23 protein-coding genes are annotated in these 26,566 nt (G+C 64.3%); 9 read left to right on the top strand and 14 right to left on the bottom strand.

Annotation, left to right across the window (positions count from 1 at the left end):
* Positions 1-34: 34 nt before the first annotated feature.
* On the bottom strand, positions 35-973 hold the full coding sequence (trxB, locus tag Q4G20_RS05005; RefSeq protein ID WP_303342282.1) for a thioredoxin-disulfide reductase: 939 nt from the start codon (positions 971-973) through the stop codon (positions 35-37).
* Positions 974-1,115: 142 nt separating this feature from the next.
* Here trxB and Q4G20_RS05000 point away from each other — a divergent pair, with 142 nt between their 5' ends.
* Both Q4G20_RS05000 and Q4G20_RS04995 read left to right on the top strand, forming a co-directional pair.
* Positions 1,116-1,616, top strand: a complete 501-nt coding sequence (locus Q4G20_RS05000; RefSeq protein WP_303342281.1) for an Lrp/AsnC family transcriptional regulator — start codon at positions 1,116-1,118, stop codon at positions 1,614-1,616.
* 70 nt (positions 1,617-1,686) lie between these two features.
* Positions 1,687-2,976 carry a homoserine dehydrogenase gene (locus Q4G20_RS04995; RefSeq protein ID WP_303342280.1) on the top strand — a complete coding sequence of 430 codons (1,290 nt, stop codon included), beginning with the start codon at positions 1,687-1,689 and terminating at the stop codon, positions 2,974-2,976.
* Positions 2,977-3,177: 201 nt separating this feature from the next.
* Here the strand turns inward: Q4G20_RS04995 and Q4G20_RS04990 are convergent, their stop codons facing one another.
* Complete coding sequence (locus Q4G20_RS04990) at positions 3,178-3,807, bottom strand: lytic transglycosylase domain-containing protein (protein WP_303342279.1); 630 nt, start codon at positions 3,805-3,807, stop codon at positions 3,178-3,180.
* A gap of 177 nt (positions 3,808-3,984) precedes the next feature.
* On the opposite strand from Q4G20_RS04990, the gene ssb reads away from it, so the two are divergent.
* Positions 3,985-4,488 (top strand): single-stranded DNA-binding protein, encoded by a 504-nt coding sequence (gene ssb, locus Q4G20_RS04985; protein WP_303342278.1) that lies wholly within the window; start codon positions 3,985-3,987, stop codon positions 4,486-4,488.
* Positions 4,489-4,584: 96 nt separating this feature from the next.
* On the opposite strand, the gene Q4G20_RS04980 is transcribed toward ssb, so the two are convergent.
* Positions 4,585-5,328, bottom strand: a complete 744-nt coding sequence (locus Q4G20_RS04980) for a Bax inhibitor-1/YccA family protein (RefSeq protein ID WP_303342277.1) — start codon at positions 5,326-5,328, stop codon at positions 4,585-4,587.
* Positions 5,329-5,435: 107 nt separating this feature from the next.
* Complete coding sequence (locus tag Q4G20_RS04975; protein ID WP_303342276.1) at positions 5,436-6,416, bottom strand: NADPH:quinone oxidoreductase family protein; 981 nt, start codon at positions 6,414-6,416, stop codon at positions 5,436-5,438.
* A gap of 156 nt (positions 6,417-6,572) precedes the next feature.
* Here Q4G20_RS04975 and Q4G20_RS04970 point away from each other — a divergent pair, with 156 nt between their 5' ends.
* The 5 genes from Q4G20_RS04970 (at position 6,573) to Q4G20_RS04950 (ending at position 13,875) form a co-directional block, all read left to right on the top strand.
* Positions 6,573-6,932 carry a helix-turn-helix domain-containing protein gene (locus tag Q4G20_RS04970; protein WP_303342275.1) on the top strand — a complete coding sequence of 120 codons (360 nt, stop codon included), beginning with the start codon at positions 6,573-6,575 and terminating at the stop codon, positions 6,930-6,932.
* A 119-nt stretch (positions 6,933-7,051) separates the two neighbouring features.
* Positions 7,052-7,837, top strand: coding sequence for a histidinol-phosphatase (gene hisN, locus Q4G20_RS04965; protein WP_303342274.1), 786 nt, complete (start codon positions 7,052-7,054; stop codon positions 7,835-7,837).
* A gap of 15 nt (positions 7,838-7,852) precedes the next feature.
* Positions 7,853-9,286, top strand: coding sequence for a magnesium transporter (mgtE, locus tag Q4G20_RS04960; protein ID WP_303342273.1), 1,434 nt, complete (start codon positions 7,853-7,855; stop codon positions 9,284-9,286).
* Positions 9,283-9,816, top strand: coding sequence for a 5-formyltetrahydrofolate cyclo-ligase (locus Q4G20_RS04955; protein ID WP_303342272.1), 534 nt, complete (start codon positions 9,283-9,285; stop codon positions 9,814-9,816). The genes mgtE and Q4G20_RS04955 overlap by 4 nt, the downstream gene beginning before the upstream one ends.
* A gap of 447 nt (positions 9,817-10,263) precedes the next feature.
* Entirely contained in the window at positions 10,264-13,875 is a 3,612-nt protein-coding gene (locus tag Q4G20_RS04950) for a vitamin B12-dependent ribonucleotide reductase (RefSeq protein WP_303342271.1), read from the top strand.
* 137 nt (positions 13,876-14,012) lie between these two features.
* Here Q4G20_RS04950 and Q4G20_RS04945 read toward each other — a convergent pair whose 3' ends face one another.
* Both Q4G20_RS04945 and Q4G20_RS04940 read right to left on the bottom strand, forming a co-directional pair.
* Positions 14,013-14,732 (bottom strand): LrgB family protein, encoded by a 720-nt coding sequence (locus tag Q4G20_RS04945; protein WP_303342270.1) that lies wholly within the window; start codon positions 14,730-14,732, stop codon positions 14,013-14,015.
* Positions 14,725-15,078 carry a CidA/LrgA family protein gene (locus Q4G20_RS04940; protein WP_303342269.1) on the bottom strand — a complete coding sequence of 118 codons (354 nt, stop codon included), beginning with the start codon at positions 15,076-15,078 and terminating at the stop codon, positions 14,725-14,727. Before Q4G20_RS04940 ends, Q4G20_RS04945 begins: the two co-directional genes overlap by 8 nt.
* 136 nt (positions 15,079-15,214) lie before the next feature.
* On the opposite strand from Q4G20_RS04940, the gene Q4G20_RS04935 reads away from it, so the two are divergent.
* A complete protein-coding gene (locus Q4G20_RS04935; RefSeq protein WP_303342426.1) occupies positions 15,215-18,667 on the top strand; it encodes a chromosome segregation SMC family protein in 3,453 nt (1,150 codons plus the stop codon).
* Between the two features lie 236 nt (positions 18,668-18,903).
* On the opposite strand, the gene Q4G20_RS04930 is transcribed toward Q4G20_RS04935, so the two are convergent.
* The 8 genes from Q4G20_RS04930 to Q4G20_RS04895 all read right to left on the bottom strand — a co-directional run bounded on the left by Q4G20_RS04930 (position 18,904) and on the right by Q4G20_RS04895 (position 26,561).
* Positions 18,904-19,089 (bottom strand): hypothetical protein, encoded by a 186-nt coding sequence (locus Q4G20_RS04930; RefSeq protein ID WP_303342268.1) that lies wholly within the window; start codon positions 19,087-19,089, stop codon positions 18,904-18,906.
* On the bottom strand, positions 19,089-19,976 hold the full coding sequence (gene purU / locus Q4G20_RS04925) for a formyltetrahydrofolate deformylase (RefSeq protein ID WP_303342267.1): 888 nt from the start codon (positions 19,974-19,976) through the stop codon (positions 19,089-19,091). The genes Q4G20_RS04930 and purU overlap by 1 nt, the downstream gene beginning before the upstream one ends.
* A complete protein-coding gene (locus tag Q4G20_RS04920; protein WP_303342266.1) occupies positions 19,973-21,139 on the bottom strand; it encodes a M20 aminoacylase family protein in 1,167 nt (388 codons plus the stop codon). Before Q4G20_RS04920 ends, purU begins: the two co-directional genes overlap by 4 nt.
* A 56-nt stretch (positions 21,140-21,195) precedes the next feature.
* The gene (locus Q4G20_RS04915) at positions 21,196-22,530 is read right to left on the bottom strand and encodes a cytochrome P450 (protein WP_303342265.1); all 1,335 of its coding nucleotides are present in this window, start codon (positions 22,528-22,530) and stop codon (positions 21,196-21,198) included.
* 47 nt (positions 22,531-22,577) lie between these two features.
* Entirely contained in the window at positions 22,578-23,516 is a 939-nt protein-coding gene (locus Q4G20_RS04910; protein WP_303342264.1) for a helix-turn-helix domain-containing protein, read from the bottom strand.
* A 9-nt stretch (positions 23,517-23,525) separates the two neighbouring features.
* The gene (gene chrA, locus Q4G20_RS04905) at positions 23,526-24,713 is read right to left on the bottom strand and encodes a chromate efflux transporter (RefSeq protein WP_303342263.1); all 1,188 of its coding nucleotides are present in this window, start codon (positions 24,711-24,713) and stop codon (positions 23,526-23,528) included.
* A gap of 82 nt (positions 24,714-24,795) precedes the next feature.
* On the bottom strand, positions 24,796-25,881 hold the full coding sequence (locus Q4G20_RS04900) for an ATP-binding protein (RefSeq protein ID WP_303342262.1): 1,086 nt from the start codon (positions 25,879-25,881) through the stop codon (positions 24,796-24,798).
* Positions 25,881-26,561: a response regulator transcription factor gene (locus tag Q4G20_RS04895; RefSeq protein ID WP_303342261.1), complete on the bottom strand. Its 681-nt coding sequence runs from the start codon at positions 26,559-26,561 to the stop codon at positions 25,881-25,883. The genes Q4G20_RS04900 and Q4G20_RS04895 overlap by 1 nt, the downstream gene beginning before the upstream one ends.
* Positions 26,562-26,566 lie beyond the last annotated feature (5 nt).

Genomic DNA, 26,566 nt, shown 5'->3' with positions numbered 1-26,566 from the left:
CCAAACGCCCCGCTTAACGCGGGGCGTTTTTCGTTCAGTCGTCCAATGCGGCCAGATAATGTTCTGCGTCCAATGCCGCCATGCAGCCCATTCCGGCACTGGTCACCGCCTGACGATAGACATGATCGGTCAGATCGCCCGCCGCAAACACGCCCGGAACCGAAGTCCGCGTGCTGCCCGGTTCCACCCGGACATAGCCGCCATTGTGCAATTCCAACTGACCCTGCACCAATTCGCTGGCCGGGGCGTGGCCAATCGCGATGAACACCCCATCCGCCGCAATGGCCTGCGTGCTGCCGTCCTTCGTGGACCGCAGCGTTGCGCCGGTGACGCCAAGGGGGGCGTCGGTTCCCGTCACCTCGGCCAGTTCGTGATCCCAGATCACCTGAACCTTGGGGTTTTCCAAAAGCCGCTTTTGCAGGATCTTTTCCGCGCGCAGGCTGTCGCGGCGGTGAACCAGCGTGACTTTGGACGCGAATCGGGTCAGGAACAGGGCCTCTTCGACCGCCGTGTTCCCGCCGCCCACGACGATCACATCACGCCCGCGATAGAAAAACCCGTCACAAGTCGCGCAGGCGCTGACGCCGAAGCCTTTGAACTTTTCTTCCGACGGCAGACCCAGCCAGCGAGCCTGTGCGCCGGTCGCCAGAATCACCGCATCCGCCGTCACCACGCGCCCGCTGTCACATTCGGCGACAAAGGGACGCTGCCCCAGATCCAGACGGGTGACCATATCGGTGACAATATCGGCCCCCATGGCGCGGGCGTGCGCCTCCATCTTGACCATCAATTCGGGGCCTTGGATTTCCGTTTCACCGGGCCAGTTTTCAACCTCGGTCGTGATGGTCAGCTGGCCGCCGGGCTGCATCCCCTGAATCAGCATGGGGTTCAGCATCGCCCGCGACGCATAGACCGCCGCCGTATAGCCCGCAGGCCCCGACCCAATGATCAGCAGTTTTACATGTTCCGTCATCTTGCGCCCCTTTTGGTTTGGGGCCTAGGTAATGCCCCACCCCGTCTTGTGCAACGCGCGCGCGACAACAGAAATATTGTTGCGCATTTGGCGTTCGCATTGTAGTTTCCGATAAATAAACGAAAACCCGTGAAAGAGCAGCATGGCCGGCGCGAAACTGGACGACATCGACCGCAAAATCTTGGCCGAATTGCAGGCCGACGGACGCATGACCAATGTGGAATTGGCGCGCCGTGTCGGCATTTCCGCCCCCCCCTGCCTGCGCCGCGTCCGCGTGCTTGAGGAATTGGGATTCATCCGCGGATACCACGCCGACGTGAACGCCCGCGAATTGGGGTTCGAGGTGCAGGTCTTTGCCATGGTCCGGCTGGCTTCGCAATCCGAACGCGACCTGTCCGCGTTCGAAGAATTGGTCGCAGGCTGGCCTCTGGTCCGCGAATGTCACATGCTGAACGGCGAGATTGACTTTATCCTGAAATGCGTGGCGCCGGATTTGTCGGGATTTCAGCGGTTTTTGACCAACCACCTGACATCCGCCCCGAATGTGGCCAGCGTGAAAACGTCTCTGGTCATCCGCGCGGCCAAGGACGAACCCGCCGTTCCGTTCGAGGTGGTCGAAGAACGCATCCGTTACGCCACCTGACCGGCGTTTGCGCGTTGCAAGCGGACGCCCGCCGCGCTAACACCCAGCAGATATAAGACAAGAGGCTGTCATGTCGTCCCCCCTGCGCCTTGGTATTGCCGGGCTTGGCACCGTTGGGATCGGTGTCGTTAAGATCATTCAGAAACACGCCGATCTGGTGGCGAAACGGTCGGGGCGTCCGGTCGAAATCACCGCCATCACCGCGCGCGACAAAATGAAAAACCGCGATGCGGATTTGTCGGGCTATCGCTGGATGGACAGCGCCATGGATGTGGCAACCGATGATGCGGTTGATGTCTATGTCGAACTGATCGGCGGCGATAACGGCATTGCCAAAGACAGCATCGAGGCCGCTCTGCGCGCCGGAAAAGACGTGATCACCGCGAACAAAGCCCTGCTGGCGATGCATGGTCAGGAACTGGCGCTGCTGGCGGAACAGCACGGCCGCGTCATCCGGTTCGAGGCCGCCGTCGCGGGCGGCATCCCGGTGATCAAGACCATGACCGAATCGCTGGCCGGGAACCAGATTAACCGCGTTATGGGCGTGATGAACGGCACCTGTAATTACATCCTGACGCGGATGGAAAACGCCGGTCTGCCCTATGACGACGTGTTCGAAGAGGCGCGGCAGTTGGGTTACCTTGAAGCTGACCCGACGCTGGATGTGGGCGGCATCGACGCGGGCCATAAGCTGGCGATCCTGTCGTCGATTGCGTTCGGAACGCAGGTCAATTTCGATGCCGTCGAAATCGAAGGGATCGAGCGCGTCAGCATCGACGACATTCGCCGCGCCGCCGATCTGGGTTATCGCATCAAATTGCTGGGCGTCGCGCAAATGACCGCGCGGGGCCTGGAACAACGCATGTCGCCCTGTCTGGTCCCCGCCGACAGCCCGCTGGGCCAATTGGCGGGCGGCACGAATATGGTCGTGGTCGAAGGCGATCAGGTCGGCCAGATCGTCCTGCGCGGCGCCGGTGCGGGCGAAGGCCCCACGGCAAGCGCCGTCCTGTCCGACGTGGTCGAAGTGGCGCGCGGCGTCCGTCTGCCGGTCTTTGGCCAGCCCGCCGACAGCCTGATCGCGTCGCAACCCGCCCGCACCGCCGTTCCCGCCGCATACTATATCCGTATGGAATTGCAGGACAAACCCGGCGCTTTGGCGAAAATCGCCACGGTGTTGGGCGATGCCGGTATTTCCATCGACCGGATGCGCCAATACGGCCAGCACAGCCCCGAAAGCGTGCCGGTGCTGATCGTGACCCACAAAACCACCCCCGACGCGATTGATTTTGCCATCGAGGCCCTGCCCCGCACCGGCGTTCTGGTCAACGACCCGGTGGAATTGCGCATCGAAGAGGTGTGATTATGTCGGATAGGCCGGGGGCCAGCCCCCCAGCCCGCCCCACGGGGGCGGGCGTTCGACGGAAAAAGGTCCACTGGACCTTTTTCTGATCCGTCTCACCCCGGGATATTTAGGCACAAGAGATAGGGCGGGGTTTCGTCCGCATATAAAGAAGGCGCGCCGGGTTTTCGGTGCGCCCTTTTTTGTTGGTTTTTTTTGGCGTTAGCCGCCCAAGATGACGCGGACGTAATTTCGGGTTTCGCGGTAAGGCGGGATGCCTTTGTGTTTCTGGACCGCGCCGGGACCGGCGTTATAGGCGGCAAGGGCCAGATGCCAGCTGCCGAATTGGTTATACATCATCCGCAGATAGCGCGCGCCACCATTCAGGTTCTGAACCGGATCATTCGGGTTCACGCCCAGTTTGGCCGCCGTCCCCGGCATCAGCTGCGCCAGACCCATGGCGCCTTTGTGCGACCGGGCGTTCGGGTTCCAGCCCGATTCCTGTTGCACCAGACGCAGGAACAGATCTTCGGGGATGCCGTGGCGTTGTGCCGCCGCGCGGGCATGGGGCAGATATTCAGTGCGCCGGCCCGTGTAACGCGGAATATTCGTGGTCGCCGGGGCTGCCGCGGTGACCGCTGCCGCAGCGCCCGCATTCGGTTGCAGCCGCGCCGATCCCTGATATTGCGTCGCCATGCGCGAATCCATCAGGCGGGTTTGGCGGGCGAATGTCTCGGCCCGTGATTTCGACGAACTGCCCGAAAGACGCAGCCCATCCGCCTGCACCGGCGCGGCCAAGGCAGTGATCAGCACCGCATACAGCCCCGCTTTGCCTGCAAAACCGATCCGCATTTGCACCCTCATTCCTGTGTTGGGTCTTTGCCCTTTGGCCGATCTTATACATCATAACGCCAGTTTCGCCAGCATTTCCGTGGGCCAATTGGCGCAGCAATGGCAATCATCCGCTTGCGTGTCGGGGTTTGGCTGGGTAAGCCCATGCCAACACAAGACAGCAAGGGGGCCGGACCAATGGCAGGCAGCGTGAACAAGGTGATTCTGGTCGGCAATCTGGGCCGCGACCCGGAAATCCGCACATTCCAGAACGGGGGTAAGGTCGCCAATCTGCGCATCGCCACGTCGGAAAACTGGAAAGACCGCAACACCGGCGAACGCCGCGAAAAGACCGAATGGCACAGCGTTGCCATCACGTCCGAAGGTCTGGTGAATGTCGTGGAACGCTATCTGAAAAAGGGCAGCAAGGTTTACATCGAAGGCCAGCTGGAAACCCGCAAATGGCAAGACCAATCCGGTCAGGACCGCTACACGACCGAGGTTGTTCTGCGTGCCTATGGCGGCACCTTGGTGATGCTGGATGGTCGCGGCGACGGCGGCGGCGGTGATCGCGGCGGTTACGGCGGCGGCAATCAGGGCGGCGGTTATGACGATTACAGCCGTGGTGGCCCGTCGGGCGGCGGGCAATCGCAGGGCGGCGGCAGCAGCCGCGCCGATTACGACGACGAAATCCCGTTCTGATCCAGAGCCCCGGCCCCGCGCCGGGGTTGTTCATGACGGCGCGCATGAAAAAAGCCGGGCGCGTGGCCCGGCTTTGGCATTTTCCGTGGGCGGCGATTAATCGCGGTTGCCCAGGAATTGCAGCAGGAACATGAACATGTTCAGGAAGTTCAGATACAGGCTCAGCGCGCCCATAATGGCGGATTTGCCCAGGAAATCCTGATCGGCACCACCTGCGGCCATTTGCAGATAGGTGTTTTTGATGTTCTGCGTGTCATAGGCGGTCAGACCGGCGAAAATCAGCACGCCCAGAACCGAAATCGCAAACTGCATCCCCGAGCTTTGCAGGAAAATGTTCACGATGGACGCCACGATCAGGCCGATCACGCCCATGATCAAAAAGCTGCCCCAGCCCGAAATGTCTTTTTTCGTGGTATAGCCCCACAGCGACAGGCCGGCAAAGGCAATCGCGGTCACCAGAAACGTCTGAACGATCGAAATGCCGGTATAGACCAGAAAGATCGAACTGATCGACAGGCCCATCAGCGCGGCAAAGCCGTAAAACACCGCCGTTGCGCCCTGCACCGACAACCGGTTGATCGCGGCACCAAAGCCGAACACGACCAGCAGCGGCGCGAACATGATCACCCATTTCAGGGGCGACCCATACAGCGTCTGCGCAACCGCCGGGTTCGACATGGCCATGGTTGCGGTGCCATATGCGGCCGCGCCGGTCACGCCCATGCCAACGGCCATCAGGCCATACACTTTGTTCATATAGGCCCGCAGGCCCTGATCGATCACCGCCTGCCGGGTGCCGACGCCCGGCGCGGCGCTGCGATAGGTGTTGAAATCTGCCATAATTCCCCTCGTAGTCGTGATGGGGCGCGCGCCCCTGTCTTGATGGGTCCAATATCGGTGCGCGGCCCCGGTTTTTCAATGCCGGATTGCCGTCTCTGACGGCTTTGTCACATGGTTATCACGATCTTGCCAATGGATTTACGATTGCGCAGCATCGCATAGCCCTGCGCGATCTGGTCCAGGGGCAGGATATGGCCCGGCTGCGGGTTCAGGCGGCCATCCTGAACCATCTGGAACAGTTCGCGCAGGCTGTCATACAGCGCGTCGCGGTCCATGTCGCGATAGGCCCCCCAGTAAAACCCGTGGATCGCGATGTTCTTAACCAAAGCATGATTTAGCGGCAGCGCGGGCGGTTTGCCCCCGGCAAAGCCGATGATCAGATGCCGCCCGCCGGGTTTCAGCGCGCCGAACGCCTGCAACCCCGGCACGTCGCCCACGGGGTCATAGACCACATCAACGCCGCCAAGGGCGCGCAGTGCCGCTTTCAGATCGTCACATTCCGCACTGTCGATCACATGATCCGCGCCTGCGTCGCGAACAGCCTGCACTTTGTCAGCCCCGCGCGCGATGCCGATAACGCGCGCGCCCATGGCGCGGCCGATTTCAACCGCCGTCAGACCGACGCCGCCCGCCGCGCCCAAGACCGCCAAGATTTCGCCCGAACGCAGCGCGGCGCGCGCCGTCAACGCCAGATGGCTGGTGCCATGGGCAATCTGGAACCCGGCGGCCTGTTCAAAGCTGATGCCGTCCGGGATTTTGATGCAGCGATCGGCGGCCACGGACATCACCCGCGTCATCGTGCCGGGCGACCACACTGCCACGCGGTCGCCCACGGCCAGATCGCAGCCGGGGGCGGTTTCCATAACAACGCCGGCCCCCTCCAGCCCCGGAACAAAGGGGGTCGGGCGGGCCTCTTGGTATTTTCCCTCGGCCTGCAGCAGGTCGGCGAAATTCAGCGCCGCCGCCTGCATATGGACCAGAACATGCCCCGGTTGCCGCTGTGGAACCGGCGATTCGACCACCTCGGCGACCTGACAAAGTATAGGTATGATCGCCTGCCAATTTTCAGGCGGAAAATTTTCGTTCACAGATTAGCCCTATTTTGAAATTATAGTTCAACATTGACATCTTACACCCTGTCTTTTTAGGCATAATTCGGCCTGTTAACGCTGTTTACACTCGCAAACTGCAACCAGCACCGCTAACACCATTACAGATTGCATGAGTGTAGCCAAGGTAAGGCAATGAAACATACCGTAGATGTACATGTCGGGAAGCGCATCCGTCATCGCCGCTGGATGATTGGCGTAACCCAGCAGCAGTTGGCCGACAAAGTTGGAATTAAATTTCAGCAGATTCAAAAATACGAAACCGGCATGAACCGCGTTTCCGCATCCCGCCTGTGGGACATTGCCGCCGCGCTCGAAGTGCCGGTGTCGTTTTTCTTTGATGGCATTGACATGGACGACGACGCCCAATCCGTCGAAGGCGATATCCTGAACGACAAAGAGGCCCTGCAGCTGGTCCGCGCCTATTACGCGATGCCCGCCGCGCAACGCCGCCAAATCTTTGAACTGGCCCGCGTTCTGTCCGACGCCGCCTGATTTCGGACAGGCCGCCCTGCCCCTGACCCTGCGTCGTGACAGTCCCGCGACGGTGGTTCACGACGCTGGTATTGCGGCAAAATCCGCGTTAGACCCGGCGAAAACAGCGCGGGGATAGCATGGATCACTCAGCCGATATTATCAGGGCCGCGCATGACATGGCCGACGCCGCAGGCCGCGCGATTCTGCCTCTGTTTCGCACCGGCATTGACGCCGACAACAAACGCCCCGCCGATTTCGACCCCGTGACGCAGGCTGACCGAGACGCCGAACGCGCCATGCGCGACGTTCTGGCCCGCCTGCGCCCTGATGATGCGATCTTTGGCGAAGAATACGGCCACACCCCCGGCACCAGCGGGCTGACCTGGATTCTGGACCCCATCGACGGCACGCGCGCGTTTTTGTGCGGCGCGCCCAGCTGGGGCGTGCTGATCGGCCTGCGCGACGATCAGGGGATGATCTATGGCGTGATTGACCAGCCCTATATGCGGGAACGGTTTCAGGGCGGGCTTGGCGTGGCGCGCCTGACCCATCCCGGCGGCGTGCGCGATCTGGCCGTGCGCCGTGGGGTGGACCTGTCGCACGCCACCTTGATGACCACCTTTCCCGAAATCGGCACCCCGGCCGAAGCCGCCGCGTTTCGCCGCGTGGCCGATCAGGTGCGGCTGACCCGTTACGGGATGGATTGTTACGCCTATGCCCTCTTGGCCTTGGGTCAGGTCGATCTGGTGATCGAGGCGGGGCTGCAATCCTATGACATTGCCGCGCCGATTGCGGTCATTCAGGCGGCGGGTGGCATTGTGACGAATTGGCAGGGCGGACCTGCACTGGACGGCGGGCAGGTCATTGCCGCCGCCACACCCGAATTGCATCAGGCGGCCATGGCGCTGCTGAACGCGGACTGAACCACAGGGGGCAACATGGCCGACGACAAGAGCCAGACCGAAGACCACCACGATCACCACGATCTGGCCCATAATGCCGCGGGCGAACACGACCATGACGGCGACGATTACCAATTGCCGCGCGAATTTCTGAAACAGATCGACGAAGCGGTCGATGACGGCGACGCCGAACGTCTGGACGCGCTGCTGGAACCTCTGCACGGCGCAGACGTGGCCGACATTATCGAACGCCTGCCCCCCGTCAAACGCCGCATCTTCGTGGCGCTGTATTCGGGCGAAATCGACGGCGAAATCCTGACCGAAATCAACGAGGCCATCCGCGAAGAGGTCATCGAACAGCTGCCCCGCGAAGTGCTGGCCGAGGCCGTCCGCGAAATGGACAGCGACGACGTGGTCGATCTGGTCGAGGATCTGGACGAACCCGAACGTCAGGAAATCCTGTCGGCTTTGGACGAAAGCGACCGCGTGGCGGTTCAGCAGTCGCTGTCCTATCCCGAAGATTCCGCCGGCCGTCTGATGCAATCCGAGGTCGTGACCGCCCCCGAACATTGGTCGGTGGGCGAAACCATCGACTTTCTGCGCAACGAAGACTGGCTGCCCGAACAGTTCTATCACATCATTCTGGTGGACCCGCGCCGCCACCCCATCGGCTATGTCACGCTGGGCCGTTTGCTGTCCACCCGCCGCGACGCCACGCTGCGCGACATTACCGAAGACAGTTTCCGCACCATCAGCGCCTATGCGCAGGAATCGGATGTCGCTTATGTGTTCAACCAATATCACCTGATTTCCGCGCCGGTGGTGGATGGTGACGACCGGCTGGTCGGTGTGATCACCATTGACGACGCCATGGCCGTTCTGGACGAAGAACACGAAGAAGACATTCTGCGTCTGGCCGGTGTCGGCGATGAATCCAGCATTTCCGACAGCGTGGGTCAGACCGTGCGCCAACGGGTGCCGTGGCTGGCCACCAATATCCCGACCGCGCTTGCCGCCGCCGCCGTGATTGCGATTTTCGAAGGCGCGATTGAAAAGCTGGTCGCGCTTGCCGTGCTGATGCCGGTGGTGGCCTCGATTGGCGGCAATGCCGGAACGCAGACGCTGACCGTCGCCGTGCGCGGTCTGGCCACGCGCGATCTGACGTCATCCAACACCCTGCGCGTGGTCCGTCGAGAGGCCATCGTGGGCCTGACCAATGGCGTGATTTTCGGCATTATTCTGGCGATTGTGACCTTCCTGTGGTTCCGCGATGCGGGGCTGTCGGCGGTGATCGGCGCGGCCATGGTCATCAACCTGCTGGTCGCCGCAATCGCCGGGATTCTGGTGCCGCTGGCGCTGAACAAATTGGGCGCGGACCCCGCGCTTGCGTCCGGGACATTCGTCACCATGATGACCGATGTCATTGGATTCATGGCCTTTCTGGGGCTGGCGGCGGCGTTTTTGTTATGAAGCGCGACCTGCGCGCGCGGGCCTTGGCCGCGCGGCAAAGGGGCGGCGATGCGGATGCGTTAACCACAAGGCTAATCGCGGCGCTGTCTCCCCATCACGGGCGCGCTCTGGCCGGTTACTGGCCCATGCGGGGCGAAGCCGACCCCTGCCCCGCCATGGCTGTGCATAACGGGCCGCTATGCCTGCCGGTGGTGACCGGGCGCGCGGTGCCGCTGATCTTTCGCGCTTGGGATGGCGGCGACTTGCAGCCCGGACCGTTTGGCACCCAGCACCCCGATGATTCGGCGCCCGCCTTGCGCCCCGATGTGCTGATTGTGCCGCTGGTCGGCTTTGACCGGGCGGGCAACCGGCTGGGCTATGGCGGCGGATATTACGACAGAACGCTGGAATTGCTGCGAAAATCGGGGCCGGTGGTGGCGATTGGGCTGGCCTGGGCGGTGCAGGAACTGGCCCGCGTGCCGACCGACGCCTTTGATCAGCCGCTGGACCTGATTGTGACCGACCGTGACATCCTCACGCCGCTGCGCTGAAATCCGCCGGCTGTGACCTTTTGGCAACCGCTGTTGATGACCGGTGGATGACACGGGGATAACCCTGTGGATAACCCCAGAACAACCGCGCCTAAGACCCCGCCCAGATTGCAAAAATCCCGCCGCCGCGCCAAAGCGCCGCCATTTCGCCCCGCGCCTGTGAACGAATCCGGGACATGTGACAATCCGGTTATGTCAACGAAAAACTGCCCCATAAGGTGCAAAAAAACCGGTTGATCCGCGCAAAAGATCGCTGCAATTTGTGGAATGAACCATGTCGGGCGCAAGATGTTGTGGCGAAAAACACGCCATACGCATCGCCCGCAACACCCACGCGACCCTGAACCGCTGCGATTGCAGGCGGGGAACCTTTGCCATGCGCAGGGGGGCAAGCGCGCGGGTTTGCGATGCGGCGGCAAAATGAAAACAACGGCTTACGGGGCAGGCATGAAAATCGAACGGCGCTTTACGACTGACAAATCAGGTGCTTATGGCGACATCGCCTTTACCACCACAACCAGCGAAATCCGCAATCCTGACGGCAGCATCGTGTTCCACAACGATCAGGTCGAGGTTCCGCAAGGTTGGTCTCAGGTCGCAAGCGACGTGATCGCGCAGAAATATTTCCGCAAAGCGGGCATCCCCGCCGCCCTGAAACGGGTCAAGGAAAAGGGCGTTCCCGAATTCCTGTGGCGGTCGGTCCCCGATGAGGCCGCTCTGGCGCAACTGCCGGAAAACGCACGCTTTGGCGGAGAAACCAGTGCGCGGCAGGTGTTTGACCGTCTGGCCGGTGCGTGGGCCTATTGGGGGTGGAAGGGTGGTTATTTCACCGCCGAATCCGACGCCCGCGCCTATTACGACGAAATGCGGTTTATGCTGGCCCGTCAGATGGCCGCGCCGAACAGCCCGCAATGGTTCAACACCGGCCTGCACTGGGCCTATGGGATCAACGGGCCGTCGCAGGGCCATTTCTATGTCGATTACAAGACCGGCAAGCTGGTCAAATCCGACAGCGCCTATGAACACCCGCAGCCGCACGCCTGCTTTATCCAGTCGGTCAGCGATGATCTGGTGAACGAGGGCGGGATCATGGATCTGTGGGTCCGCGAGGCGCGTCTGTTCAAATACGGCAGCGGCACCGGCACCAACTTTTCATCCTTGCGCGGCGAGGGGGAAAAGCTGTCGGGCGGTGGCAAATCCTCGGGGCTGATGGGGTTCCTCAAGATCGGCGACCGGGCAGCGGGCGCGATTAAATCGGGCGGCACCACCCGCCGCGCGGCCAAGATGGTGATCTGCGACATGGATCACCCCGATATTGAAGCCTTCATCAACTGGAAGGTGATCGAGGAACAAAAGGTCGCCTCTCTGGTCGCCGGTTCCAAGATGCATGAGGCGCGGCTGAACGAGATTTTTGCCGCGATCCGTGAATGGGATGGCAGCATGGATGATGCCACCGACCCGGCAAAGAACGCGGGGCTGAAAACCGCGATCCGTGCCGCGAAACGTGCGATGATCCCGGAAACCTATATCAACCGCGTTCTGCAATATGCACGGCAGGGGTTTGATTCCATTGAGTTCCCGACCTACGATACGGATTGGGACTCTGAGGCCTATATCAGCGTTTCGGGGCAGAACTCGAACAACTCGGTTCGGGTGACGGATGCGTTCCTGAAAGCTGTGCGTGACGATGCGCCGTGGGAATTGCTGCGCCGCACCGATGGCAAGGTCGCCAAGACCGTCAATGCCCGTGAATTGTGGGATCAGATCGGCCATGCCGCATGGGCTTGCGCCGACCCCGGCATCCAGTTCCACGACACGGTGAACGCATGGCATACCTGCCCGGAGGATGGCGCGATCCGCGGGTCGAATCCGTGCAGCGAATATATGTTCCTTGACGATACCGCCTGCAACCTTGCCTCGATGAACCTGCTGACCTTCCTGCATGACGGTCAGTTCGATGCGGGCGGCTATATCCACGCGACGCGGCTGTGGACGGTGACGCTGGAAATCAGCGTGCTGATGGCGCAATTCCCGTCCAAGGAAATCGCGCAGCGGTCCTATGATTACCGCACGCTTGGGCTTGGCTATGCCAATATCGGTGGCTTGCTGATGAATATGGGCCTTGGCTATGACAGCGATCAGGGCCGCGCGCTGTGCGGGGCGCTGACCGCGATCATGACCGGCGTATCCTATGCCACCAGCGCCGAAATGGCGGGCGAGCTTGGCCCGTTCCCCGGCTATGCCCGCAACGCCGATCACATGCTGCGGGTGATCCGCAACCACCGCGCGGCGGCGCATGGCAGCGGCGATTATCAGGACGTCAACGTCGCCCCGGTGGCGCTGGACGCGGCGAACTGCCCGGATCAGCGGCTGGTCGATCTGGCCCGCAGCGCATGGGACGACGCGCTGACCTTGGGTCAGGCGCACGGCTATCGCAACGCGCAGGCAACCGTGATCGCGCCGACCGGCACCATCGGTCTGGTGATGGATTGCGACACCACCGGCATCGAACCCGACTTTGCGCTGGTGAAATTCAAAAAGCTGGCGGGCGGCGGTTACTTCAAGATCATCAACCAGTCGGTTCCGGCGGCGCTGACTGCGCTTGGCTATGGCTCGGCCCAGATCGAGGAAATCATCGCCTATGCGGTCGGCCACGGCAGCATCGGCAATTGCCCCGGCATCAACCACACCGCGCTGGCTGGCCACGGCTTTGGCCCGGCCGAGATCGAAAAGGTCGAAGCGGCACTGGCCTCGGCCTTTGACATCCGCTTCGTGTTCAACCAGTGGACGCTGGGCGAAGATTTCTGCAAAGGCACGCTGGGCATCCCGGCGGACAAACTGAACGACCCGGCGTTCGATCTGCTGCGGCATCTGGGATTCACCAAGACGCAGATTGACGCGGCCAATGACCATGTGTGCGGCACCATGACGCTGGAGGGCGCGCCCCATCTGCGCCCCGCCGATTACGCGGTTTTCGACTGCGCCAATGCCTGCGGCAAGCGCGGCACCCGGTATTTGTCGGTGGACAGCCATATCCGCATGATGGCCGCCGCGCAGTCGTTTATCTCGGGCGCGATCAGCAAAACGATCAACATGCCGAATGACGCGACCATTGCCGACGCCTTGGCCGCCTATGAACTGTCATGGTCGCTGGGGATCAAGGCGAACGCGCTGTATCGCGACGGGTCCAAGCTGTCGCAGCCTCTGGCCGCCGCTCTGGTCGAAGATGACGACGACGCCGCGGAACTGCTGGAAACCGGCAGCCCGCAGGAAAAAGCCGCCGTCATCGCGGAAAAAATCGTCGAGAAAATCATCATCAAAGAGGCCGTGCGCAGTCACCGCGAAAAACTGCCGCAGCGGCGCAAGGGTTACACTCAGAAAGCCGTGATCGGCGGGCATAAGGTCTATCTGCGCACCGGCGAATATGACAACGGCAGTCTGGGCGAAATCTTCATCGACATGCACAAAGAGGGTGCGGGCTTCCGCGCCATGATGAACAACTTTGCGATCGCCGTGTCGGTGGGCCTGCAATATGGTGTCCCGCTGGAAGAATTCGTGGACGCGTTCACCTTTACCCGCTTTGAACCGGCGGGGATGGTGCAGGGCAATGACAGCATCAAAAACGCGACATCCATTCTGGATTATGTGTTCCGCGAACTGGCCGTGTCCTATCTGGACCGCACCGATCTGGCGCATGTCAAACCGCAAGGCGCGTCGTTCGACGATCTGGGCGGCGGCGAGGCCGAAGGATCACGCAATGTCGGCGCGGTCACCGAACAGGCGGAACTGAAATCGCTGACGATGCTGAAACAAATCAGCAGCGCCGGGTATCTGCGCAAACGCCTGCCGCAGGATCTGATGATGCTGAACACCGACAGCACGACGGTTGCCGAAACCGTTCAGGTCGCAACCGCCACCGTCGCCATGGACCTGCGCAGTCGCGCCAAAATGCAAGGCTACGAAGGCGACCCCTGCGGCGAATGTGGCAACTATACGCTGGTCCGCAACGGCACCTGCATGAAGTGCAACACCTGCGGCGGCACCAGCGGCTGCAGCTGACGACAGGGCCGCGCGGGGACATATCCGCGCGGCACCCCACCTGCGGCGTCCCCCCCCCAGCCGCGCGGTTGAATATGAGTATTTATGCACAGAAGAAGCGACCGGGGTTTCTTCTGTGCATAAATACTCAAGAAAAGCTACCCCGCGAACAGGCGCAACGCCACGGGTGCGATGATGGCGGTCAGAACCGCATTCAGCCCCATACCGATGCCCGCAAACGCGCCGGCGGTTTCGTTGACCTGAAAGGCGCGGGCGGTGCCGATGCCGTGGGCGGCGACGCCGACCGCAAAGCCCCGCGCGCGCCAGTCGCGGATGCGCAGCGTGTTCAGCAGCGGCGTGGCGATGATCGCGCCGAATATCCCCGTGATCAGCACCAGAACAGCGGCCAGCGTCGGCGCTCCGCCGATTTTTTCCGCAATGCCGATGGCGACGGGGGCTGTGGTGGATTTCGGCGCCAGTGCCGCCAGCACCGGCGTATCCACGCCAAAGCCGCGCGCAATCGCCAGTGCCGACAGAACCGCCACGCCCGACCCGACGATCAGCGCCGCCAGCATCGGCCAGAACGCCCGCCGCACCCGCGGCAGATTGTCATAGAGCGGCAGCGCCAGTGCCACCGTCGCGGGGCCAAGCATGAAATGCACGAACTGCGCCCCTTGGAAATAGGTGCGGTAATCCGTCCCACTGACCCATAGCAGCACCGCCAGCAGCATCACCGCGATCAGCACCGGGTTTGCCCAGCTTTGCCGTCCCGACGCGCGGAACCCGGCCTGCCCCGCCAGATAGGCGGCCAGCGTCGCGGTCAGCCATAACAGCGGTTCCTGCGCCAGATAGGACCAGATCAGCGCCGCGTCAGTCATCGCCCGCCCCCGTCCAGCGGGCGACCAACACGAACGCCCATGCCCCCGCCGCAATCGCCAGCATTGTGGACAAGATCAGCGCGACAGCCAGCCCAACCCCTTGGGTCCGCAGCACATCCCAATGCGCCACCACCCCCACGCCTGCCGGGACAAAGAACAGCGACAGATGCGCCAGCAACCCCGTGGTTGTGGGGCGCAGGCGGTCGGCCAGTGCGGGCCGGATCAGGCAGGCGATGACCAGTGCCACCAGCCCCACCACAGGACCGGGCAAGGGCAGGGACAGGCCGCGCGCGGCGATCTCGCCCATCAGTTGAAATCCAAGGATAATGGCCAGCGATTCAATCATACGCGCATGTTACGCGGGGCCGTGCGCCGGGGCCAGCCGTATTTTGTGGATAACTGGGCCATATGCCGCGATATGTTGACTTGGGGCGTGGTTCTGGAAACAATGCCGGACCGCCCGAATCGTGGACCCCGCCCCCTTGCGTTTTGACCGCCTGCGCCTGAACGGATTTAAAAGCTTTGTTGACCCCACGGATCTGATCATCCGCGAGGGGCTGACCGGCGTTGTCGGTCCCAATGGCTGCGGCAAATCCAATCTGCTCGAAGCGCTGCGGTGGGTCATGGGCGAAAACCGCCCGACCGCCATGCGCGGCGACGGGATGGAGGATGTGATTTTTGCCGGGACCAGCCGCCGTTCCGCGCGCGGCCATGCCGAAGTGTCGCTGACCGTCGATAACCGCGACCGTCTGGCCCCCGCAGGGTTCAACGATGACGATCATTTCGACATCACCCGCCGGATCACGCGCGACGCGGGCAGCGCCTATAAAATCGCGGGCAAAGACGTGCGGGCGCGCGATGTGCAGATGCTGTTTGCCGATGCCTCTACCGGTGCGCACAGCCCCGCTTTGGTCCGGCAGGGGCAGATCAGCGAATTGATCAACGCCAAGCCGAAAAACCGCCGCCGCGTGCTGGAGGAGGCGGCGGGGATTTCCGGCCTCTATCAACGCCGGCACGAGGCCGAACTGAAACTGAACGGCGCGGAAAATAACCTGACGCGGGTGGATGACACGCTGGATCAGCTGACGACGCAGGCGGCCAGTCTGGCGCGGCAGGCGCGGGCGGCGGCGCGGTATCGCGAAATCGGCGCGGCGCTGCGTCTGGCCGAAGGGGTGTTGCTGTATCGCCGCTGGGCCGATGCTGACGCCGCCCGGATCGCCGCCGCTGACGCTTTGGCGCAGGCGACCCGCGCGGCGGGCGAAGCGGGGCGCGCCGCCAGCGACGCAACCGCGCGCCGTCAGGACGCCGACGACGCACTGCCCCCCCTGCGCGAAGAAGAACAGATCGCCGCCGCCCTGCTGTCGCGCGTGACGGTGGAATCCGAGGCCCTGGACGACGCCGAAGCCCGCGCCGCGACCGCGATTGCCGCCCTGACCGCGCGGATCGCTCAGCTCGATCGCGACATCGACCGCGAAGACGCGCTGAACCGCGATGCGGGTGAGGTGGTCGAACAATTGGCTTGGGAACGCGCCGAACTGGAACGCGCGGGCGCAGGCCATGATGACCGTCTGGACGCCGCCAATGCCGCCGCGGATGAGGCCGCCGACGCCCTGCGCGAGGTCGAGGCGCGACTGGCCGAACTGACGGACGAAGCCGCGCGTCTGGGCGCCCGCCATCAATCCGCCGAACGTCTGGCCTCCGATCTGCGCGCGATGATGGACCGCGCCACCCATGCGGCGGATGCGGCCAATGCCGCCGCCGATCAGGCCGCCGCCGCCGGGGTCGCCGCGCAAACGGCCTTGGATCAATCCGAAGCCGCCCAAGACGCCGCCCGCGAACGGGTCGAGGCGGCGGAATACGCCCTGTCCGACGCCGAAGCCGCCCGTTCCGACGCCGAATCGCACGAAGCCACGACCCGCGCCGCCCGCGCATCCGCCGAAGGCGAGGCCGCAGCCTTGGCCGCCGAAATCACCGCCCTGCGCCGTCTGGTCGAACGCGGGCAATCGGGGGGCGATGCGCTGCTGGATCAGGTGCAGGTCGCGCGCGGCTATGAGGCGGCCTTTGGTGCCGCATTGGGCGATGATCTGCGCGCGGGTCTGTCGCGGGACGGCGGCACCGGCTGGCACGACTTGCCCGATTGGGACGCGGCCCAGCCCCTGCCCGACGGGGTGCAGCCCATGGCCCCGCATGTCAGCGGTCCCGATGTTCTGGCGCGGCGTCTGTCGCAAACCGGGGTCGCGGTCGATGCGGGCGCGGCAGCGGCGGCGCAATCCGCGCTGCGCCCCGGTCAGCGGCTGGTGACTCCGGCAGGCGATCTGTTCCGCTGGGACGGGATGCGGGTTCTGGCGGGCGATGCGTCATCATCCGCCGCGCTGCATCTGCAAAAGGTGAACGAATTGCGCGATCTGACCGTGCAATCGGACGCGGCGCAGGCCCGCGCCGACGCCGCCCGCGATGATCACGACGACGCGCGTTCGGTTCTGTCTGACGCGGGCGCGGTCGAAAAATCCGCCCGCGATGCGCGGCGCGATGCGGAACGCGCGCTGTCGGATGCGGCGCGGGCGGTGACGCGGGCGGAATCGGATCTGTCGCTGGCGCAGGCGCGGGTGGAATCGGCGCGCGGCGAACTGGCCCGGCATCAGGCCGATGCCTCGGACGCGCGCGCGCGTTTGGGGGATGCCGAACAGGTGCTGGCCGATCTGCCCGATCAGGGCGATGCGGCGGCGGCGGTCGAACATGCCCGCACCGGGGTCGAAGCCGCGCGCATCGCCACCCTGACCCGCCGCGCGGCCTTGGATGAATTGAAACGCGACGGCAACGCCCGCCTGAAACGCCTGCAAGACATCGCGAAAGAGGATTCCGGCTGGCGTCTGCGTCTGCAACAGGCCGGCACCCGCGCTGCCGAACTGGTGCAGCGCCGCGACGGGGCGCGTGACGAATTGGCGGGCGCGTCGGCGCAACCCGCGGTGCTGGCGCAGCGCCGCGCCGATCTGGCCGAACGTCAGGCGCAGGCCGAAACGCGGCTGACCCATGCGCGCGACGCCTTGGCCGCCGGTGATGACGCCGCCCGCGCCGCCGCCCATACCGAACGCGACTGCGAACGCGCCGCATCCGACGCCCGCGAAGCCCGCGCCGCCGCCCATGCCCGTGCCGAGGCGGCGCAGGACAGCGAAGCCACAGCCCGCGCCCGCATCGCCGAGGAAACCGACAAAACCCCGCAGGATTTGCTGGCGCTGTTGGGCGACACGCCCCCCGATACGCCCATCCCCGCGATCGAAGATCAGATCGCCCGCCTGCGCACACAACGCGACGGTCTGGGCGCGGTCAACCTGCGGGCCGAAGATGACCAGAAAGAACTGGAATCCGAACGCAACCAATTGGCGGCGGAAAAGGCCGATCTGGAAGCCGCGATCAGCAAATTGCGCGCCGGGATCGGCAGCCTGAACCGCGAAGGTCGCGAACGCCTGCTGGCGGCGTTTGAAACGGTGAACGCCAATTTCACCACGCTGTTCACGACTCTGTTCGGCGGGGGCGAGGCGCGTCTGGTGCTGGTCGAATCCGATGACCCGCTGGAAGCGGGTCTGGAAATCATGTGCCAGCCCCCCGGAAAACGCCTGTCCACGCTGTCGCTGCTGTCAGGCGGGGAACAGACGCTGACCGCTATGGCGCTGATCTTTGCGGTGTTTTTGGCCAACCCCGCCCCGATCTGTGTTCTGGACGAAGTGGACGCCCCCCTGGACGACGCCAATGTCAGCCGCTTCTGCGACCTGCTGGACGAAATGACGCGCCGCACGGATACGCGGTTTTTGATCATCACCCACCACGCCGTCACCATGGCCCGCATGGATCGCCTGTTCGGCGTGACGATGGTGGAACAGGGCGTCAGCCAATTGGTCAGCGTGGATCTGAAACGGGCCGAGGCTCTGGTGGCCTGACCTGCCCCCAAAGGCTGGGGGCTTCGCGCCCCCGGCCCGCCCCACGGGGGCGTGCGTTCGACAGGGAAAAGGTCCACTGGACCTTTTCATGATCCGTCTCACCCCGCGGGATATTTTTGCACAGAAGATAACACCGACCCGCCCTATCTTCTGTGTGCAAATATCCTGCGGGGGGAATCGCAGAATGCGATGGGGGGCGCAAAGCCCCCCTGCGACCTGTCGTTCAGGTGCTGGCCCTAATCATCCAAGGCCTGTTGCACCAGACCGATGGGCAGCATGACCGGCGCGGTCACGATGGCCGCCGCGACCATGCCCGCCGTGCAGGCGTCCGAGGTGGTGCCGCTGGTGTCCAGAAAATTCACGTTGCAGCCGCATCCGGCCAGCATCAGCGCAACCCATCCAAACACCGCGTTCCGCATCATCACCCCATCCGTTCGCTGGCATAGCTGCCGGGCGACGGCGGGAACACCACCGTTTTCGCGCCGTTCAGGAACACGCGCCCGTGGATATGGGCGTGGATCGCGCGGGCCAGCACCTGCGATTCCACGTCGCGGCCCAGACTGACATAATCGCCGGGGCTTTGGGCATGGGTCACGCGCACGGTGTCCTGTTCGATGATCGGGCCTTCGTCCAGATCGGCGGTGACGTAATGCGATGTCGCGCCAATCAGTTTCACCCCGCGTTCATAGGCCTGCTTATAGGGGTTTGCGCCCTTGAAACTGGGCAGAAACGAATGGTGGATGTTGATGATCCGCCCCGACATGTCGCGGCACATCTGATCCGACAGCACCTGCATATAGCGCGCCAGCACCACCAGTTCCGCGCCGCTGTCACGGATGATCTGCATTTGCTGCGATTCCGCCTGTGCTTTGGTGTCGGGCGTGACGCGGATCATGTGGAACGGGATGTCGTGATTGACGACCAGTTTCTGATAATCGTGATGGTTCGACACCACGCCGACAATATCAATCGGCAGCGCGCCGATGCGCCAGCGATACAGCAGATCGTTCAGGCAATGCCCGAACCGGCTGACCATGATCAGCACTTTTTTCTTCACCGCGTCGTCGGTGATCTGCGCGTCCATGGCAAAGCGCCCCGCAACCGGCGCGAAATCAGCGCGCAGGCTGTCCAGCGAGGCACCGCCTTCGGACCGGAAACTGACGCGCATAAAGAAGCGGTCGGTTTCGGTATCATCGAATTGCGCGCTGTCGGTGATGTTGCAATCGTGATCGGCCAGAAAGGTCGAAATCGCCGCGACAATGCCACGGGTGGATGCGCAGGCCACGCGCAAGGTAAAGGCGTTCGTCATGCGGCAGGCATCCGTGCTTCGATCATGCCCGCATACCAGCTGGATCCGGCGGGGATGGCGTCGTCGTTAAAGTTATAGGCCGGGTGATGCACCATGGCGCTGTCGCCATTGCCCACCCAGATATAGGCACCGGGGCGTTCGTTCAGCATATAGCTGAAATCTTCGCCGCCCATCATCGGTTGCATGTTCATATCCACGTCGCCGCTGATCTGGCGGGCCACATCGGCGGCCCAGACCGTCGCCTGCGGGTTGTTTTCGGTGACGGGATAGCCGCGCTGATAATCGACCTGAGCGGTCGCGCCCATGGCGGCGGCGACGTTGGTTGCCACGCGGATGATGCCCTGTTCCAACTGGTCGCGGACCTCGGGCGCCAGACTGCGGGCGGTGCCTTTCAGGCGCACGACCTGCGGGATGACGTTATGCGCGGTCGAATCGGTGGACACGACGCAAACCGACACGACCGCGTTTTTCAGCGGGTCGATGTTGCGCGACACGATGGATTGCAGCGCGACGATGATCTGAGCGGCGGTCAGGGTGGTGTCGATGCAGTCATGCGGCTTGGCGGCGTGGCCGCCTTTGCCGGTCACGATGATGTCGAACTGATCGGCGGCGGCCATCATCGCGCCGGGACGGATCGAGAAACTGCCCACAGGCATCCCCGGCATATTGTGCATCCCGTAAAATTCCTGGATGCCCCAGCGGCTGACCAGCCCATCCTGAACCATGGCGTTGCCGCCGCCGCCGCCTTCTTCGGCGGGTTGGAAAATCACCACGGCGGTGCCGTCAAAGTTGCGGGTCTCGGCCAGATATTTCGCCGCCCCCAGCAGCATGGCCGTATGCCCGTCATGGCCGCAAGCGTGCATTTTGCCCGGCGTTTTCGATGCGTAATCGACGCCGGTTTGTTCATGGATCGGCAGCGCGTCCATATCCGCGCGCAGGCCGATGACGCGGCCCTGCGTATCGGTGCGCCCGCGGATGACGCCGACCACGCCGGTCTGGCCCACACCCTCGGTCACGTCATCGCAGCCAAATTCCCGCAACAGCGCCGCCACCCGGCCCGCCGTGCGATGCACGTCATACAGCAATTCCGGGTGTTCGTGAAAATCGCGCCGCCACGCGGTGATTTCGGGCAGCAATTCGGCAAAGCGGTTTTTGACGGGCATGGTATTCTCCTTCACCGACAGGTTAGGCGGTCGCGCGCGGCGGTGCAACGGGGGCGTTAGCGCGGCGTGACGCGCAGCCACACCCCGCCTTTGGGGCGCAGCGTCAGGATCAGTTGCGGTTCGGGCCGACGTCCGGGGATCAGATCAAACCGGAACCGCGCCAGCAGGGTGGACAGGATAATCACGGCCTCTTGCACGGCGAAATTGGCGCCGATGCAGATGCGCGGCCCTGCGCCGAATGGCAGGAATGCGTAACGATCGGGCGGGGTCAGGAACCGGTCGGGATCAAACGCATCGGGTCGGTCCCACAGCATCTTATGGCGGTGCAGCGCATAGATGGGCAGCATGACCGTATCGCCGGGACGCACCTCGCGCCCGCACAGCCGGTCATGCGCCTGCGCCATGCGCGACAAAAACGCCGCCGGAGGATAAAGCCGCAGCGATTCCGACACGATCCGGTGGATCAAGGGCAGCGCGGCCAGATCATCCGCACCCGCCGCGCGATCCCCCAATACGGCGCGCGATTCCGCCGCCGCGCGATCCTGCACGTCCGGGTCATGCGCGCACAGATACAGCGCCCACGCCAGCGTCAGCGCCGTAGTTTCATGCCCCGCGACGATAAAGGTCAGCAGATTGTCCCGCAATTCATCGCGGTTCATCATGCGGCCGGTTTCCGGGTCTTGCGCATCCAGCAACAGGTCCAGCAGATCGGGCGGGTCGTGGCGCGCGGCCTCGGCCCGGTCAGCAATCGCGCGGTCGGCCATGGCGCGCATCTGGCGCAGGTCACGCCCGGACAACAGCCGCCCCGGACGCGGAATCCACCGGGGCAGGCCCAGCACATCCAGCAGCGACACCCGCGCTGTTTGCGCGATATAGGCGTTGATCCCGTCATGCACCGCCTGACGGTCAAACATGCCGCCGCCGGTAAAGGTGACGTCGGAAATCACCTCGAACGTGGCGGCGACCATTTCCTGCATGATGTCCACCGGCCCCGTGGCGGCCTGCAATCGCCGGAGGCTGGCCTTGGCGGCCGCGGTCATCACCGGCCCCAGATTCTGGACGTTGCGGGTGGCAAAGGCGGGGGCAGCGGCGCGGCGTTGCCAGCGCCAGTTCGCGCCCTCGGCGATGAACAGGCTGTCACCGATGGCGGGTTCCAGAATCAGTTTCGTGGTTACGGATTTGGGGTAATCATCCACGCGATCCTTCAGAATGCGGCGCAGGCTGTCCGGGTCCATCACCATATGCCAGCGGATCGCGGTTTTGCCCGACACCATCGGTTGCCGCGTGGCCAGTTCGGGGATCAGCTCCAACAGGTTGCGCCGCGCGGTCAGAGCGGTTCCAATCACCCCCAGCGGGCGCGTGGCAAGCGGCACTTTGACAGGATCGGGCATGGCGGTTCCTTTGGCGCTGTGGGGTAACGCGCCGGGCGCGCTTTGGTTCACACCGCCGCCGCCCACAGGCGAAACCGGCTGTTGCCGGTCAGTTCGCGCACATGACCGTCGGCGGCCAGCCGCGCCAGATGGCGTTCGGCGGTGTCGCGCGACACGCCCGCCGCCTGTTCGACCATCTGCGTGGTCGCAATCGGATGCGCCAGCAACGCGGCGATGATCCGGGCCGCGTTTCCGCGCACAGGCCGCGCCGCCCAGTCGCGCAGCCGCATCAGGTCATGCCGGGCTGCGGTCGCCGCCGCCTGCACCGCGTGCAGATGATCGCGCAGCCGGTCCGCCGCCCCGCCCCCCAGCCGCAGCCCCGCCCGCGCCACCGGGACAAAGGGCAGCGCCACACAATCCCGCGCCATCAGGCGGGCGGTCAGGGTCGCGCCCTCGGCCACGTCATCATCCGGCGACAGGCCCGACAGCCGCCATGCCTGCGCCGCAAACGCACCCAAGGCCAGCGGGTGTAACGCGCGGGCGTCGTTCAGCATCGCCGCGAACGCCGCCGCTGTTTCGTCAAAGACCACCCCCACCGGGCGCGGCGACACACCGACCGGATCCTGCGCCCGGTGCAGCGCCAGAAACCCGCGCAGATCGGCGGGATCGCCCGCGCCCTCTAACCGGCGCAAGGACCAGCGGGCCAGCCCCATCACCGCCATATCAGCATCAGCGCGGGCATCCATCAAATCGCGGCCAATCTCTTCGCGCCGCAGGGGCGTTCCCGCCGCCCACAGGAAGGATTCGACCTGTTGCAGCGCCAGACGCCGCGCCGCACCTGCCCCCATCTGGGCGATCAGCTCGTCCAGCCGCCCCACAGCCATTGCCGCGCGCGCCAGATCAGCGGCCAAGGCCGATTGCGCCGCCCGCCAGTCGCGGGCATCCATCAGGGGCGTTTGCGGTTCATCCAGCGGCCCCGGCAGGAACCATAAATCGTCGTCCGACATGGCCGCAGCTTACACCAAGCTCAGCGCGATACCACCGAAAGCCCCGATCAGCACCACGGCCCAAGACGGCACCCGCCACAGCATCAGCGCGATGAAACACCCCAAAGCCAGCGCAAAATCCCGCATATCGGTGACGCCGCTGGTAAAGACCGGCGAATACAGCGCCGCGCCCAGCACCCCCACCACGGCGGCATTGGCACCCTGCATCGCGGATTGCGCCACCGGCATCGCGCGGAACTGCGCCCAAAAGGGCAACGCCGCGATCAGCAGCAAAAACCCCGGCAGAAACACCGCCATCAGCGCCAGCGTCGCGCCGACAATTCCGGTCACCGGCCCATCCAGCACCGCGCCCAGATAGGCGGCAAAGGTGAACAACGGCCCCGGCACCGCCTGCGCCGCGCCATATCCGGTCAGGAACTGGTCGGGGGTGATCCAGCCGGGGGCCACGACCTCGGCCTGTAACAGCGGCAACACGACATGCCCGCCGCCGAACACCAGCGACCCCGCGCGATAAAACGCATCCGCCACGGCCAAGGCCTGCGACAGCCCCGCCATCAGCGGCAGTCCCAGCAACAGCGCGACAAACGCGATCAGCGCGACGATGGCCCCCCGGCGCGTCACCGGCAGCGGCATCTGCGCGCCCGCAGGTTGCGCCGGACCGCGCCCCAAGGCCAGCCCCGCCACGGCCCCCGCCGCAATCGCGCCGACCATGCCGAACGCGCCCGGCAAAAACGCCAGCATCACGACCGCCAGCAGCGCGATGCTGGCCCGTTCTCGGTCCGGGCACAGGCTGCGCGCCATGCCCCAGACCGCTTGCGCCACGATGGCCACGGCGACGATTTTCAGCCCATGCAGCGCGCCCGTGGCGACCGGCCCGGTCAGTTGCGCCGCCGTCAGCGCCACGACCAACAGCGCAATCGCCGATGGCAGCGTGAACGCCACAAACGCCGCCACAGCCCCGGCCCAGCCCGCGCGCATCATCCCCACGGCAAAACCCACCTGAGACGAGGCCGGCCCCGGCAAAAACTGACACAGCGCCACCAGATCGGCATAGGCCGCATCCGTCAGCCATCTGCGCCGGTTCACAAATTCATCCCGGAAATAGCCCAGATGCGCCACCGGCCCGCCAAAGCTGGTCAGCCCCAGACGCAGAAAGGTGGTAAAGACTTCGGCGGGGGTGCCTGTGTGTTGGGTCATAACGCGGTCCGTTTGTTTGGTCGCATGGTGACGCGGCGCGCGGCGGGAATCCAGCCCCATCGGGCGCGCTGTCACGCAGGCGTCACGCCCCCGGAAAAGTGACGCGAAACACCGCACCGCCTCCCGCCCGGTCGTGATACCGCACATCGCCCCCATGCGCATGGGCCAGAGCGCGCACGACCGACAGGCCCAGCCCGGAACCGCCGTCGGCTTTGTTGCGCGACCCCTCGGCCCGCCAGAAACGGTCAAACACGCGCTCGGCCTGATCCGGCGTCAGCCCCGGCCCGCGATCCATGACCGCCAAAAACGCGCCATCCTCAGCCGTCCCGGTTTCCACCCGCAGCCCCTGCCCCGCATAGCGGCGCGCATTGTGCAGCAGAGCCGACAGGATTTGCCGCACCCGCGCCGGGTCCGCGCGCGCGGGCGCCGGCGACAGGGCCAGTTCCACCCCCTGATCGGCCAGCCCCGCCCGCACCGCATCCGCCAAATCCAGAGGCACCGCGCGCAGTTCAAACCGCCCCGCCGCGGCCAGCGTCAGCAGGTTCAGATCCGTGATGATCCGCTGCAACTGATCGGTTTGCGTCAACAGCAGCCGCAGCCCGTCATCATCCACCGGAAACACGCCATCCAGCATCCCGTTCAGCCGCCCGTTCAGGATGGTTAACGGCGTGCGCAATTCATGCGCAATCGCGGCGTTCGATTCGCGCAAATTGCGTTCGGACCGTTCGATCGCCGCCGCCATCGTGTTAAAGTTCCGCACAAAGGCGTCGATTTCGTCGATCCGCGACGGGGCCAGATCGGCGCGCACGGACATATCGCCATGGGCCAGCCGTTCCGCCGCCTGCGCCAGCCCGTCCAGCGGGCGCATCAGGCGGCGGCTGTGGACCATGCCGACCACGCCGCCCACGGCCAGCCCCACCAGCACGGCGGCCAAGGGGATCGCACGGTTCACCCACCCCATATAATGCGCGTTCATCGCCGCCGATAATTCGGGGCTGAAATCGCCGGTTCCATGCGTCATTTCCAGCCGCAGATCGGCGGGCAGGTTGTTCAGAAACACCTGAAAGCTGATCCAGTCGCCGCCCAAGGCCACGGCCAGAATCACCATCACCGCAATCAGCGTCGCAAGCAGCGCAACCCGGAACAGATAGCTGGACAACCCCCGCATCAGCCGCGATCCAGACGATAGCCAAAGCCTCGGACGCCCGCGATTTCCACATCCGCGCCGCCCGATTTCAGCTTGCGCCGCAGATGCGACATGTGGCTGTCAACGGTGCGTTCCAGGGCATCGCTGTCCTCAAGCCCGCCATCCAGCAGTTCCGCGCGGCTAAAGGCGCGGCCCGGATGGCGCAGCAGCACCTGCATCAGGCGATATTCGCTGTCGGTCAGGCCGATATCGCCCGCAGGCGTCGTCACCCGCCGCGCCAAGGGGTCCAGCGTGACATTCCCCAACCGCAAAACGACCTGAGGCGCGGGCTGCATCCGGCGCAGAACGGCGGCGACGCGGGCCACGACCTCTTTGGGGTTAAAGGGCTTGGTGACGTAATCATCCGCCCCAATCCGCAGCGCGGATAATTTGTCGTCGTCTTCGGACAGGGCGCTGATGACGATGACGGGCAGAGCGTCGTTCTGGCGCAGCGCCGCCAGCACCTGAAACCCGTCCCGGCGCGGGATGTTCAGATCCAGCAGCATCAGATCGGGGCGCATGGTCTGGCAATGCGTCAGCGCCTGATCGCCGTCACGCGCGGTCAGGGTGCGATACCCCGCCTGTTCCAGATAACGCGACAGGATCAGGGCGATTTCGGCTTCGTCCTCGACAATCAGGATCAGCGCGCTGGGTGTGGTCATAATGG

The organism is Paracoccus sp. (in: a-proteobacteria) (assembly GCF_030538495.1).
GTDB lineage: Bacteria > Pseudomonadota > Alphaproteobacteria > Rhodobacterales > Rhodobacteraceae > Paracoccus.
This window is presented reverse-complemented; position numbering and strand designations above follow the sequence as displayed.